The sequence below is a fragment of the Desulfocapsa sulfexigens DSM 10523 genome (genome assembly GCF_000341395.1).
In the GTDB taxonomy this organism is placed as follows: Bacteria; Desulfobacterota; Desulfobulbia; order Desulfobulbales; family Desulfocapsaceae; genus Desulfocapsa; species Desulfocapsa sulfexigens.
The window spans coordinates 2,237,188-2,251,609 of sequence record NC_020304.1 but is presented as its reverse complement, the minus strand read 5'-3'; the positions used below and the strand labels follow the sequence as shown (position 1 = coordinate 2,251,609).

The following is a 14,422-nucleotide window of genomic DNA, read 5'->3' as shown; positions in this document are numbered from 1 at the left end:
ACGCCCAGACTGCCAAAAGTGGCAGTGGGTGTATGCAGAAACAATAACTCTTTCTAAACAGATATTTCCTTCTCTGTAACAAGCTTTTCTGATCGAAAAACCTCAAAACAATGCAGGATGGCAACAACTGAAATCAAGAATAAAAAATGTAGTGGGAATTGTCCTATAATATTGTAACTCCCAACCTGTTCTAATATAGACCAGGCAATAGTATCCATAACTCCCATAACAACACTAAAAGCAATCACTCCTCCTGCAGAAGCTGTCATTACTGCTAAAAGTATCACCCCTTGCCGTTTCTCTTTGCGAAGTAAAAATACAAGAGCAATTATTCCGAGTACAAAGGTTATTCCATAGCTCACTTTAAAAAGATTGACCACAAAACGATTAAACACAATATCTGAAAAACGCTCGCCGAGGACATGAGAATCAGCTGCCCAAGTGCCGAGTGACGAATGCCAATTTGAAGCAACTCCAGGATTTGGATTGGTGCTGAGATTATTTTTTCGGACAATTCCTTGTGGCCAGAACAGCAGCTGTATTGACCTGTAGGTAGCATACAAGACCTGAGAAACTTCACCTTCAGACAAAGAAGGTAACAGTCCCAGGCCTGTACTACCAGCCACGAGTTCACCCGAGTGGATAGCAGATTGAATCTCCTCTGTAGCCTTGTCGCAGAAATCTAAAAAGTCACGGGCGGTTGTTCTCCCACTGAGAAAAATTGCTCTTGCCAAGGCCCAATCAAACGTCGAAACAAAAAACTCTCGCGTATTCAGTTTTTCCCCCCAGCCACTTATCCTGTGATGCTCAGCATTAGTTGCCAGATCGTCCACAGCCGCCCCCTCGACAAATGGTTTTAATTGTCTGAAATACGGTGATATTTCATATGTACTTTGTCTTGCCTTTGCAGCAAAGGGTACATACTTAGACCTTTCAGCCGGCTCAATCGACGTTAAAGTGGAGTACAATTTTTTATATGACTGATTCTGCCTTAAAGAAGGGGAAAACACACCATATGAATGGTAATTTAATAAAGAAAAAGTAGCCAATGGTACCTGATACCCAACCACTAAAAGAAGTGTAAGTACAATCACTTCAATAACTCTTTTTTGTTTCCTGGAGAAAAGAAAAACTGCTGTCATTGCAATTAATGCAGGAAAAAAAAGCCAGATTCCTTCTTCACGGGTCATTGCAGCACAACCTATACCTGCCCCCGTCAAAAAAGCCCAAATCCAGATTCTTTTTTGTCGCATCGCCACATAAACTATAAGGGCTGTCATAAAAATTAGCGTATACAGCACTATCGCACCAAATACAGTAGTACGGACAAGCCTCAGTTGCAAACCAGCAGCAGGAATAAACAGTAAACACACGATACTGATAGACAGGAGGAAAAACTTAGGCAGTTGAAGAGGACGAAGAGCAAACAAAAACAAGAATGGTAACGGCACGTACAACAAAAATTCCAATACTCGAAGTGGGATTCCGCTACTTATTGATAATGCGACAAATATAGAAAAAAATGGAGCTTTCGCAAGCAGCACTTCAGTGAAAGGTCCTAACCAGAAATCTTCACCGAAATTACTAATAATAGCCCTGGCATTATCATAAAACAACGCATCATCAGCCCATTGCCACTGTTGAACATCTAAGGGCCGCTCAAAAACAACCACAAATGCAAGACCATATAAAACAATAATAAGAGAAAGATGAAAACCTGCTACCAGGGATGTGTTTGTGGGATACATTTTCATTTTTTTATGAATTCCTACTGACATGACATGGTGAACGATTCATAGGGGAACCGTACTGATTGACATATCAATAAAGCCATATTTTCACACATAAATTCAGAAAGTCCCAACCTAACTGCCTACAATATACCTGCTCTTATTACCTAATATGGCTTTGAACAAAAAAGAAAAAAGAATACTCACAGAGATAACAAATAGTATTTTAACAAAACAGACAACACCACCAGGAATAAAGGTTCTGACATACTCTTCCACCAAAAAATAAGACAGAAGATGAAGAATAAAAGGATGGATAAAATATATAGAAAAACTGATGGATGCGATATAGCTCAAAACTGCTATTTCCTTACTATCAATTTTTTGCAGCACTGAAAGCATAAAAAAGATCATACATATCTTTTGAAGTATCACTACGTCCAGGCCATTGTACGAGAGCATTGTTCCCTTAGAGAAATCCCCATATGTACCATAAAAAACAACTTGAATTACTGATAATGCAATTGTCAAAGAACCAAAAAACAAACATTTATTGTGGATGAATTGCAAAATATATTTATAATTAACTGAAGACGTTATGCCTAAAAGGTATATGGGTAAAAAATAGACAACTGAGTGGGTCGGGGACAGTCCATATGAAGGTCTATGGACAACCATTGAGAGTAAGAGCAGTACGGAAAAAATGCAAATTTGTTTTTGTTTCGATAGATTTATATACAGAACAAATATTGGTGACAGTGCAAAAACTAGCATTATAAATGGAACATACCAATAAGCCGTCAGTATTCTGCCGGTAATGAGATATTGAAACAGTAGCTCAAAGCCATCAGATACCGTAACAAAATCTTGAGCAAGAAACCTCCTTGGCACATCCAGGTAAACAACAAATAAAACAAAAGCGACAACAGTCAATACTATGTAGGGGAGTAATACGTTTTTAATTTTTTTTATTAAAAAGTTTCTATAGTGAAAATCTGGATAGAAAACATGGTGAAAAAAGAATCCAGAAAGAAAGACGAATAAAGCCGATCCCCCGGAAACCACATTAGCTAGAATTTTTTCTGGTATCGTATCAATAGGCCAGGGATGAAAAGAATGGCCAGCGACGATAAATAATATTGAAATAGCCCTGAAATACTCAAGATGCTGTATTCTCATATACTTTTTTTCTCACTCGAACCAATGACATGCTCAAGTAGAGACGGCCATTTCATTTTTTTAGTGGCTCCTCAAAACACCATTACCAATCAACTTGATTTTGAATACCAACATCCTTTAATCAGTAAGTTGGTCAAATATATCTGAAGGAAATAAAAATTTTCCACTGTGAGCAGGATATAATCTCACAAATCTATCCGAAATATCTTGCAAATCATCTTCAGAAAATTTCTCACCAATCTTTTGATATATTAAAACATCAACATTTTCATCAAGAGTGAATTCGATCTTCAGTTTTCGATAATTTTTTCCGAACCCCTCCTGATGAACGACCATATCCCTTACTATGCCTATTACCTGTTGGTCTTTTGGGTCCAGGTGAAATTGAGCTGGCTCAGTTGTAACAATATACTTTGATTGAAAAAGCTCCACAGGCAACCCGTCTCTTTTATCCACGTGGGCAGTCGTTGCAAAACAATCACAGATTGCATACTTCCCATTTTCAGCTTCACATCCCTTTCTCAGAATATCGTCGTTGAGAATGAGACCACTTGCAAGAACATACACCTTGTCGACTTCACTTAATTCCTGCTCATCGAAGTATTCTAATATGTTATGTATTTCTCCAATATCATGACGTTTCATCGGATAGTGTCTCAACTGAGAAAACGCAGAATCAAACTTTGGCAGAACATCGGCAACAGGGGGAACAAAAACAATGGTAAAATTCAATAGGAGAAGACAAAACAATATGACGAAGGCCAGTGAGCTTGCTAATTTCCCACTGACAATCGTCAACAAGACCATCCAGAAGTAGCATGAAAAATAGAGAAGTGATGGCAGTAAAATATAGTAGTGATGGTATCCCATATCCTGGGTTCTGGTAAACAGGATAAAACTGAGCCAGAACTGGAGGAAAAGAATAATCGCCGTTTGACTACGTTTGATATTCTTTAAGGAAAAAAGAAACCCTAAAGCTGCGCTTGCAAGGGTGAGAAGGCCAAAATGGGCATTCAGGTCTTGTAGAGTATCCGTAAATGATGTGGCATATTTATACCCTGAATAGATATCACCATAATCAGTTGTGAGCATTCTTATAGCCTGGGGAGTCGCTAAGCATATAAAAAAACCAGCAGAAGCGCCGCCAAACAGAAAAAGTTTAACCATGGTTGGCATATACTCTTTAAAATTTATACGATACGTATTTACAAGAAAAAGTATATTAACAATTGTAATACTGACAAGAAATCCGACAACCCAGTATGCATACCACCGCCTGAAAACCACCATCAAGCTAAGCAAAAAAGCCATGTAGAGGATAGACCAATAGTTTTGATCGCTGAACGATTTCCTGCTATAAAGTATTAACACTGCAATAGCCAGAAACAATCCTCCTGTGCCCAAGTAACCACAAAGAACAGGTACCCATAGCTGTGGTGCCAAAGCCATACAGAATAGGGCTACAATATATTCCAAGCCGGTAGTACTGAATTCACGTTCCTTACTAATTCTTGATTTAAAAAAGTAGGCAAACAAAACAATGGTGGGGAAATTAAACAGAAGAGCATTTGCGACAACAAAACTTATTCGAGAATTACCGAGGGTAATCCCAGCGGGTAACAGCAAAGCGACTGGAAACAAATTATATTCATCATGCCTTACCGAAGGTATTACTTTTCCCAAGGCCCTCAAAGGCGATTCAAAAAACAACTCGTTGAAATCCCTATACCTAGACCAATAATTTGCAAAATCCCAAAAATAAACAAAACGCTCTTGAGAGATAAAATCAAAAATAAAGTACAACAAGACAGCGAAGACCGCTGTGGTAACGATTAGCTCAAGCCGGACAGTAGCCATAGATATGAAAAATATTTTCTTTAGTTCTCCATTCGCGTTCATATCGTCCTTATAAGATTTACATTTTTCAAACTCTTGTTTTGGGTTGGCTTGAGTACTATTGTACCAACAAACTATCCAATCTGCGGTGTTGGCTGCCCCTGAGCCAAGTCACGGTAAGATATAAGAGAGATTCCCTTTCGATTCAAAATATTTGTAATATCTGAATCGAGCAATGCATCCAGCTCTTCCTGCCAGTGGTATCCCCATATGCCATAAGATGATTCTGGATCTTCCATTCCAGGATGGCACATCAACTCCCAAGTTCCATTTTGAGGGAATGTTTCAATAATTTTTGACAAGGTATCCTTAGTCAAGTTGCCACCATGCAGAAACCCAAAAAAACGGTCCGTTCGCAAAACTTCCATATTACGTCCTAAATAGCAGAAAGTATTAAGAACCAACAACTGTATGATCCTTGGCAACAGTGGTAGCTCCTTGAGCATTGTAAAACTGAATTTTTCAAAGGGAAATCGTATTGCTGTAATCTTGTATTTTTTTGCCAGTTCGACCGTGATACTTAGGATGTGGGGTAGTATATGCAAATGTTGGTGACTGTCCAGGTGACTGATCTCGATCCCGGTATTCAAAACTTTTAGAATTTGCGCGTCAAGCTCGCGGTACACCTCATCCAACGATATCCGCCCGCAATAATATCTTTGAACAAATTGCATAGCATGAGCATGAAATCTGCCCTCTTTGTTGACTAAACTTCTTATCACATCCTGACTGAGGATCGACTTCTCCCCCACAAGGGTCAAATGAACCCCAGTATCCAGTGTCGGCACTCTCTGGCATATCTTAATAGCCTCTGAAAACGCTGAAGCGGTAGCCATTATTGATGTCGACGTAAGAATCCCTTCCAGATGGGCTTTTAGGATTCCTGCGTTTACTTTCTCAGTTAATCCAAAATCGTCAGCATGAATAATCAGGCGGCCCATGGCAAGAATGCTATCATTGTTCAACCGTAAATTCAGACTGCTCAGTACACTTCAAGCCAATCGTTGAATGAGAGTCTGTTCCGATTTTCTCCCAGATAAGATACCGAGGCCTCTGCATGACCTCAATAAGTATGCGCCCGATATATTCTCCTATTAAACCGATAAGAATAAAGAGAACGCCCAATAGAAAAGAAAGAATGGCCATTGAAGAAGCCCATCCAGGAATGGCCGTGCCAGAGATGAACTTGGAATAAAATGCATAAACAATTCCAGAAAATGCGAGGCCACTCGTCAGAAAACCAATTAGCGTTGCAAACCGTAAAGGAATAATGGAAAAAGAACTGATACCATCCCACCCAAAACTCAGCATTTTTTTTATAGAATAGTGACTGGATCCACTGAACCGAGTCGCTGATTGAAATGTAACGGTGGAACTTGAATACCCCACCCATTGAACAATGCCACGTAAAAAAAGGCCTGCTTCCCGAAATTGCAGTATACGGTCTAAAACCTCACGGTCTAATAACCGAAAATCAGCCATTCCCGGCTCGATTCTAACACCGCTGCAAAATGAAAAAATTCTGTAATACAGCCTGGAAGTTGTTTTTTTAAAAAGAGAGATACCGTCGGGATCTATGCGGACTGTGTGAACAATCTGATGTCCTTCTCTCCATTTCTTGACAAGCTCAGGGATCAACTGAGGAGGATGTTGTAAGTCGGCATCCATTGAAACAACAGCTTTCCCACGCGCTTGTGACAAGCCGGCAAAGAGTGCATACTGATGTCCAAAATTACGGGATAACCGAACACCTTTTACCCGCTTATCCTTTTCATGGAGAGATGTTATTGTATCCCAACTGCTATCTGTGCTCCCATCGTCGGCAAAGATGATTTCCCAGGACATGTCCATCTCAGTCAGGACCTGCTTAAGCTCTACATAAAGCTGAGCTATATTAGCATCTTCATTGTAGGCCGGTATGACAACTGAGAGTTTAGGTATAGATTCAGCGAGGTGTTCACGTGTCATTGTCTGCCCTGATTACGGATACAGCGATAGGTGATTGCTTGGCATTCTAAATGTATATTTTTTTTGAGAGAGATCAATTTGTTACCGACTATCGCCCCTCGGCAACCAAATTTCCAGCATAGAAAAAAGGAAAGTCTCCCCTTTGTATCTTCAAGTAGCTCACACAGATCCACACACTGGCAATCCATAACAACCACTACAATGATTTTGACACAAAAGTCAATTATTTTATATGGTTTCAGCTAATCCGTTATTGATCTCACCATCACGTACTCCTGGGAACATGTGATCGCTGTATGCACATTAACCAATGAAAATGATTCGGAAACGTACATAAGTAATAACTTTGGGAGACAAAATTATCATCATGACTCAAAAGGTTCTGTAAAAATGTTGCATACCAATTCTATTTCCATCTCTTGCTAAGATTTCAAACAGTGTTCTCACATTCATTCCTGGCAGAGCTGGTAAAAAGACTCTTTTTTCCCCACCATTACCATGTCTCCTGTTTTCGTCCGTATCTAAACATTTTTTCTCTTGCTGTTTGACAACATAAATAATAGAATAACCTACTGTTTATTCAACCCATTTTGTACTACTATTTCAATTCACAGCACATTTTTTATGACAGCAGAATTAAATCGAATCAGCACTCTTCTCCAGAAGTAGCTTTTGGAGAGGCTCTTTTTAGTTAATACAGTATTTCAGGAACAGCGCTAAGGCACTCAAATTGAAGACAAATAACGATATGTTGTTCTGCAAACAATGAGAACCACCGACCTCATCCGAATAAGTAGTCGGCAAGTGTTGCGACAATACCGCAAAAATATTGGCGTGATCGTTACAATCATCCTTGGAACTGCTGGATTTATTATTATGATTACCATGGGAAGGTCAATAGAGGAAAACATCAGCCACGACCTTGAAATTATAGGGAACGCCACCCGTATCAGAATTCTCTTCAAACATATCCCCACTCTCGATCCTCGCACAGACAAAAGAGAATTCAAGCAGAACAGCATCGACGGGATAAAAGCCATTCCAGGGGTCGATCAAGTCAGCAGTATTGTCACCAGGAATGACTTTGTCAAAATCTCACACCTGGATACCATTGGTTATTTTCAAATGCTCGGTGTTGATGAATCATTCTGGAAAGTACATGGTTCATCCACTCAAGCTGGTATCTTATTTTCTGAAAAAGATCTGCAGCAACGTAGGCCTGTATGCATTTTGGGGCAGAGAACTGCCCATGAAATTTTCAACCACCTGGATCCCATAGACCAATTTATCACTATTAACAACACCCCGTTTAAAGTTATTGGCGTTCTTGACGCCATGAGCATGCCTGATAAAGCCCGCACTATCTTTTTGCCGATAACTACAGCCCAAGACAGGATCAATTCAATAAGTCCAGTAAATAAACTCTACATCCGTTGCTACTCCTGGGATGATATAGAGGATACGATAAATAAAATACCTCTCGTAGTAAAAAAATATCAACCGAACGATGAAATAGAAATTTTTCTCCCTGAAGAACTTTTGGCCAGAATTAAAGCCATTTCTTTTGGAGTCAAAATTTTTGTCCAGCTTGCCCTGATTGCCACTTTTGTGCTTGGTGGAATAGGGATATGGAATATCATGATGATGGCCGTCCGCTCAAGAACCCGGGAAATCGGCTTGAAAAAGGCAATCGGTGCTGAAGACCACGATATTCTCTTTCAGTTTCTTGCAGAGTCTCTTATGCTGAGCATTGGTGCAACTTTTATCGGATTTATGTTAGGATGGACAGGGGTAACATTCACAGCTTCAATCCTCCATAATTCTCCTCCAAAAAATCTCTTCTGGCTGAGTACTGGCATTGGCTTTTCATTTTCTCTTATTCTTGGCATAGTAGCCGGTCTTGCGCCAGCCATAAAAGCCAGTAGAATGGAAGTGGTTACTGCTCTTAGATATGAGTAAACAACAAAAAACAAGTAATCTTATCGACCTTCAGGGAATAACCAAATCTTACCAGACTCAAGGAAAGGACGTCTCTGTCCTTCGCAAAATAGACATGACTGTGTTAAGAAATGAGATGGTAGCCATAATGGGGCCATCCGGTTCAGGGAAGTCAACACTTCTTTTTATTCTCGGACTGTTCCTTTCACCCACCACCGGAAAATATCTCGTTAACGATACAAACATCCTTGAGCTTAGTCGGGGGCATCAGGCACAATTCCGCAGAGAGCATATTGGGTTTGTGCTCCAGGGCGCCGATATGTTTGAACACTCAACTGTATATGAAAACATTGAATACCCTCTTATTTACGCTAAAAGCAAGCCATCACTCCGACCAGAAAGAATTCATCAGGTTCTTGAGCAGGTCAACCTGACTCATCGCATGCATCATTCATCCAACAAACTTTCCGGTGGAGAAAGACAACGAGTTGCCATTGCCAGAGCAATAGTCAACAAACCTGCAGTTATTCTCGCCGATGAACCAACTGGCCAACTCGATTCTGATAATTCACAGCAAATTATGGAATGTTTCAGATCCATTGCATCATCTACCGATACAGCCATGATTTTAGTTACTCACGATCAAAACGTTGCTGAAAAGTGCGACCAGGTCTTACACATAGAAAATGGAGAACTGCTTTCAGAAAAGTAACTGGAAGCATGCTCACCATGTTTAAATATTTACTTTTTTTTGGGAAAGTCAGATGACCCGACAACATCTATCATACATACTGTTACTCATAATTTATCCCTACCTGCTCCTTCACACACCAACTGTTCAAGCAGCAGAAACGGATGGACCAGATACTACCATCCCTGAAAAAATAACTGATTTCCAGACATGTGCAGTAACCGGCGTGAAAAGGATACCACAACTACAAAGAAGTAAAATAGAAATAGATATCAGACATCTTGACGAGGATGACAGTCGCTGGTCCTATGTTCCCACTCTATCGCTCTCCAGTTATTATTATTTTTCAGAAGATGAAGCCACAATTTCATTTAACGCCGCAAATTACAGGCCTTGGGAACCCTATTACACTCTGCAGGCAAGAAAACTAATTACCCATATCGTCATGCTCAAACATGTACAGGCGACTGCTCAAGCCTTGTATAAATTAGCGGACACGTTTTTACAGCTTTTTGTGACCGACCAAAATGAAAGCCATTACAAACAGATAGTGGACCTTTCTCAAAAAAGGCTGCATTATGCTAAACAACGGTACGAGAGTGGCCTGACTACAGATCTTGAAATAGAATTTGAGGAACAAAGAAATGCCTTTATTGCTGCGGAATACGAAGGTAATGCGATAAAACGTGATGCACTACTCAATGGCCTGTGTATTTCAATGAATTTACCGGATCCTACAGTATTTGATCTTGACGCCCCGCAGGTACTCAAACAAATTCTTGGCAATTCCCCCCTCTCCACCCCACAAAGTTCCCCCCAACCAAAGGATTCAATTGAACAACAAATCATGCAAATAAAAGGGATTCTACAACAAAAAAATATAACACTTGCCTATTCCAAATTTCTACCTGATTTCTCAATAGGTTTTCGTAGCCCCGATGTTTTGAATGTAAGTGTCAATGATGACCAGGAATACTTTTTATATGCCGGCATGAGCCTTACCCTCTGGGATGGGAATAAACGATCCCGGGATATTACCAGGCAGAAAATGGTTCTTCGACAAATGGATTTTGAAAAGAAAGAAATCGAAAACAACGATTCCCTGGAATGGCTGAAGGCCACACAGCAATATTCATCTGCTAAATCCGCATATGCTTTGTCTCAATCAATTGAGAAACTCAATAATATACAGATGAAAAAAAGGGAAATTGACTATGCAAGAGGGACAATTGAACTTCCTGAACTTATCGATCACCAAATTGCATTACACAGGAAATCATTAGATACGATCCAAAAGCAATTCTCTTTAAATAAGGCAACCCTTAAACTTCGGCACCTCTCTGGACAGCTTCTAAAAGATACTTTCAACATTTCTTTAGCAGATATTCCCTATGAATAATCTAATCCGTTTCACTTGCTTACTTGTCACTTGTTTGTTCTTTAGCTCTTCTTTTGCCAACGAAGTTGACGAAAAGCAGGCAAAAGAAATCCCGAATAATTCCATCCTCGTTTTTGAGGGAAAAGTTTCCTGTTCACTGAGCAGAGCAGTCCCCATGCCTTTTACCGGGACCTTCACAGATATCAGGATCATCCCCGGGCAGTCGGTTGAAGAAGGTGAAACAATTGCTCAATATACTTTGGAAGAAAGCCGGGCGATCCAACTTGGAAGAGAACTTCTCTTCAACGAACTTGATGACATAAGACGCCATCTCGAGCTGGAAAAACAAAACATCATCCGACTTGAACGAACGGAAAAAGAACTCAAACGTTTAACAGCCGAGAAACTCTCCCCCCAATATACATTGGAGGCATTACAAACAGAGCTGCGCTTGACCCGTGCTTACGTATCAATTCTCACGAAACGATTCACCTACGCCGATAATTTCGCAGACAAGGCACTCAAGAGTGTGAGAAAAGTGCTTGGAGACGACACCATCATATCTGGCCAAATCCCTGAGATTGTAAAATTAAAATCTCCTATCTCTGGAATGGTCCTTTCACTCCATCCACTTCTCAGAGAAAACAGTTTACTCCCCGAGGGAACAATCATCGCCCAAATTGGAACCATGGATACCATGCTGATACACTCCCTCGTCTATGAAAGAGATGTTATTCACCTCAATATTGGCGACAAAGTAACTTTTTTTCCAGATTCTCTCCCAAAAAGACAATTTCCTGCAACAATTACGTCCATTAGCTGGGCCCCAGCCATCCCTGATCCAGACCTTCCGTCTTACTACCAGATAGAGATGACTATAAAAAACAATAAATTCGAATTACGTCCAGGATTTAAAGGTCGAATAGAATATAAACAGCTGACGAGATAACCCTATATCAGAGTGATGTGTTCCTTTGCTACTCAAAGACCCATTCGTCAAAAAATTTCGTGTACGATTTAGCTACTGACAAAAATCGTTAGCAATTGGAATCATCTGCAATGAGACAAAGAGATAGCATGTCACCTGCTGACAATAAATCGCCTCAGCAGGTTTTATCCTTCCGCACCATCATCTTTCGTTCCTTGGCACTTATCGGTAGTAAGTCTGTACAGGATGCCTTACTTTCCCTTCTCTTTATCTGGCTTGCCCGTATCGACCAGTCCGGTTACGGCCTAATCGTTCTTGGGTTAAGTATTGTTACGCTACTCCGTTCACTGCAAAGCATGGGCCTGGATCAATACACCCTTCGGGAACTATCCGCATCCAAGAGTGGCACGGGCCCCTTACTGAGACAAATGGCCCTAATGAAGGTCCTCATTTCTGGAGGATCCATATTTATTTTTCTCACTTTCGCACTCTTTATCAAGCAGTGGCCTCTTCAGCAGATTACCATTATCTCTATCCTCTTACTTAGCCAATGTTTTGAAGGGATGGCCGATACATTTTTCAATCTTTTCCGAGCAGAAGGAAAAAACATTAATGAAGGCATCTGTCGGACAGTCCCCAATATTATTGCATTTTCCTATGGAGCAGTATGCCTTTTTCTCCATTTGGATATTCTTTTCTTTTCCCTACTCTTCCTACTAAGTGGTGGTCTAAAATTAAGCACAGCAATATTTGGTGCCCGAAGGCTATGTTACTTTTCCCTGAAAAAAAATACTGAATTCCCATTCAAGAAAAACGAACTGATTTCATTGGCACTTATCTCCGGCGTGAGTTTCCTTGGAACATTCTATAATGAAATCCAGATTTTTTGGATTCGGCAATATCACACCTTCAACGATGTTGCGATTTATAAAGTTGCCTCCGACATAACGGGATCAATCTGTGGAGCCATAGCTCATCTTGTCATCGGTGCGGTGCTCTTTCCGCAACTCGTCAGCGCATTTTCCGACAAAAACAAAGAGCATTTTCGAGAAGTAATCCGGTCTTTCTTCAAAAAAATCGTACTGTTAGGGAGTGGTCTCGCCGTTCTCCTCGCTGTTTTTGGAGGTAAGATTGCCTTCATCATATATGGGGAAAACTACTCTGTTTCTGAAGCTCTCGTTCCATTTTTTGGTGCTGCCGCATTTTTCTCTTTTATAAATAATTTTATTATTTATAGCCTGTTAGCAATGAGGCTAGAAAAACAATTGCTTATATTCCTTACGATACCAGTTTTATGCAGTATCGTACTTGGCCCTCTCCTTATAGCCGATACAGGTCCGCTGGGAGGTGTCCTCTCTCTTCTGGGCAGCAGGATCATATTGTCAATCATCCTTATCGCCACTTTACAGAAAAGAATCCGCTTTTTTGATGTGGCAGACTATAAAAACACATCTCTTTACTGGCTGGGAACGATAGTTCTTTTTATACTTTTCCTACCAGTTAATTATTATGTCTCAGGTACATTGGCATTATCCGTTTACTTTCTATTGGTCTGGCGTGAACAAAGGTCTGACGCCCAAACAAATGAGCCATAAACCTCAGTTTTTCAGCAGAATTTATTGTCATTTCTGTTCAGGGAGATGAGCCAGCAAGATCTTTTCCGTCAGTCGAACACATTCTTTCAGTTTATGGTTTGTAAGCACCTTGATTCGTGCCTGTGTTGACATAGTTTCCCATAAATGACTATCAGAAAGGAGATGAATTGCCTGTTTAGCCATAGTTTTTGAATCACCAGGTAAAACCAGATAACCATTCCTCCCGTGCTCAATGAGCTCTGGGATTCCACTTGTTCGAGTGGCAACTACCGGCAAACCACAAGCCATAGCTTCAATAAGTATATTTGGCGATCCTTCATAAAGAGAGGAAAGAAGAAAGATCCTGGCTTTCTGCATATACTTTTTGATATCCACTGTCCCCCCGATCAAAGAAACATGTTCTTCAAGGGAATGATGTTTGATAAATTGCAGAAGTTCACAACGCAAATCTCCATTACCCACTACCAGCAACCTTACCTCGGGTCTTGCCTCTTTAATACGCACAAAGGCCTTAAGCAAAGTCAGAGGATCTTTCTGATAAACCAGCCGTCCGGCGTACAGAATTGTCAAAGGAATTGATTGTTTTGCAGAGTCGGGAACAAAGAACTCTGTATCCACGCCATTGGAAACGACTGAAATCCTACTCCTTTTCACTCTGTGCTTTTTTACCAGTTTTTCTCGTATTGCCTCTGCGTTGCAGATAATATGAGTGGACAAAGGCCAAAGCAGACGTTCATACTGGTTTGCATATAAATTCCGATAACTCGAAATAAGTACCGGCACCCTCAAAAGGGTCCCAAAAATTCTTGCCCAGATATTAGGAACAACTGTCAAAGGATAGAGAATAGTAGGTCTGTTACGAGCAAGACATCGAAAAAAATGATACAGAGCTAATGGGGTAACTCTGCTGCCTTTTGAGAACCATCGTATCTGAACTCCTGTCTGTTTGGCAAGTGGGGCCATATCCATACCACCCCGAAGCACCCAGAGTTCCGGGTCAAACAAACTTCTGTCTATATATTGCAAAAGGTTTATAGCATACCGCTGGGTACCACCGAATTCCAGATCCTGAAGAACAATAACGAGTTTATATGGAGGGGAAATATCATTCATGTGAAA

The 14,422-nt window shown here is 40.5% G+C and carries 11 protein-coding genes; 5 read left to right on the top strand and 6 right to left on the bottom strand.

The window, feature by feature from the left end:
• Window positions 1-53: 53 nt before the first annotated feature.
• From UWK_RS09915 to UWK_RS09895, 5 genes are all read right to left on the bottom strand, one after another.
• Window positions 54-1,778, bottom strand: coding sequence for a hypothetical protein (locus UWK_RS09915; protein ID WP_153304881.1), 1,725 nt, complete (start codon window positions 1,776-1,778; stop codon window positions 54-56).
• 87 nt (window positions 1,779-1,865) lie between these two features.
• On the bottom strand, window positions 1,866-2,909 hold the full coding sequence (locus UWK_RS09910) for an acyltransferase family protein (protein WP_015404233.1): 1,044 nt from the start codon (window positions 2,907-2,909) through the stop codon (window positions 1,866-1,868).
• Between the two features lie 117 nt (window positions 2,910-3,026).
• Window positions 3,027-4,592 carry a hypothetical protein gene (locus UWK_RS09905; protein ID WP_153304880.1) on the bottom strand — a complete coding sequence of 522 codons (1,566 nt, stop codon included), beginning with the start codon at window positions 4,590-4,592 and terminating at the stop codon, window positions 3,027-3,029.
• Window positions 4,593-4,879: 287 nt separating this feature from the next.
• Window positions 4,880-5,746: a ChbG/HpnK family deacetylase gene (locus UWK_RS09900; RefSeq protein WP_015404231.1), complete on the bottom strand. Its 867-nt coding sequence runs from the start codon at window positions 5,744-5,746 to the stop codon at window positions 4,880-4,882.
• A 13-nt stretch (window positions 5,747-5,759) separates the two neighbouring features.
• On the bottom strand, window positions 5,760-6,773 hold the full coding sequence (locus tag UWK_RS09895) for a glycosyltransferase family 2 protein (protein ID WP_015404230.1): 1,014 nt from the start codon (window positions 6,771-6,773) through the stop codon (window positions 5,760-5,762).
• A gap of 765 nt (window positions 6,774-7,538) precedes the next feature.
• Here UWK_RS09895 and UWK_RS09890 point away from each other — a divergent pair.
• The 5 genes from UWK_RS09890 (at window position 7,539) to UWK_RS09870 (ending at window position 13,303) form a co-directional block, all read left to right on the top strand.
• Window positions 7,539-8,732: an ABC transporter permease gene (locus UWK_RS09890; RefSeq protein ID WP_015404229.1), complete on the top strand. Its 1,194-nt coding sequence runs from the start codon at window positions 7,539-7,541 to the stop codon at window positions 8,730-8,732.
• On the top strand, window positions 8,725-9,423 hold the full coding sequence (locus UWK_RS09885) for an ABC transporter ATP-binding protein (protein ID WP_015404228.1): 699 nt from the start codon (window positions 8,725-8,727) through the stop codon (window positions 9,421-9,423). Before UWK_RS09890 ends, UWK_RS09885 begins: the two co-directional genes overlap by 8 nt.
• A gap of 52 nt (window positions 9,424-9,475) precedes the next feature.
• On the top strand, window positions 9,476-10,801 hold the full coding sequence (locus UWK_RS09880; protein WP_015404227.1) for a TolC family protein: 1,326 nt from the start codon (window positions 9,476-9,478) through the stop codon (window positions 10,799-10,801).
• Window positions 10,794-11,729 (top strand): efflux RND transporter periplasmic adaptor subunit, encoded by a 936-nt coding sequence (locus tag UWK_RS09875; protein WP_015404226.1) that lies wholly within the window; start codon window positions 10,794-10,796, stop codon window positions 11,727-11,729. The genes UWK_RS09880 and UWK_RS09875 overlap by 8 nt, the downstream gene beginning before the upstream one ends.
• 128 nt (window positions 11,730-11,857) lie before the next feature.
• Window positions 11,858-13,303, top strand: a complete 1,446-nt coding sequence (locus UWK_RS09870) for a lipopolysaccharide biosynthesis protein (RefSeq protein ID WP_041916387.1) — start codon at window positions 11,858-11,860, stop codon at window positions 13,301-13,303.
• 27 nt (window positions 13,304-13,330) lie between these two features.
• Here the strand turns inward: UWK_RS09870 and UWK_RS09865 are convergent, their stop codons facing one another.
• Complete coding sequence (locus UWK_RS09865; RefSeq protein ID WP_015404224.1) at window positions 13,331-14,416, bottom strand: glycosyltransferase; 1,086 nt, start codon at window positions 14,414-14,416, stop codon at window positions 13,331-13,333.
• Between the last annotated feature and the right edge of the window lie 6 nt (window positions 14,417-14,422).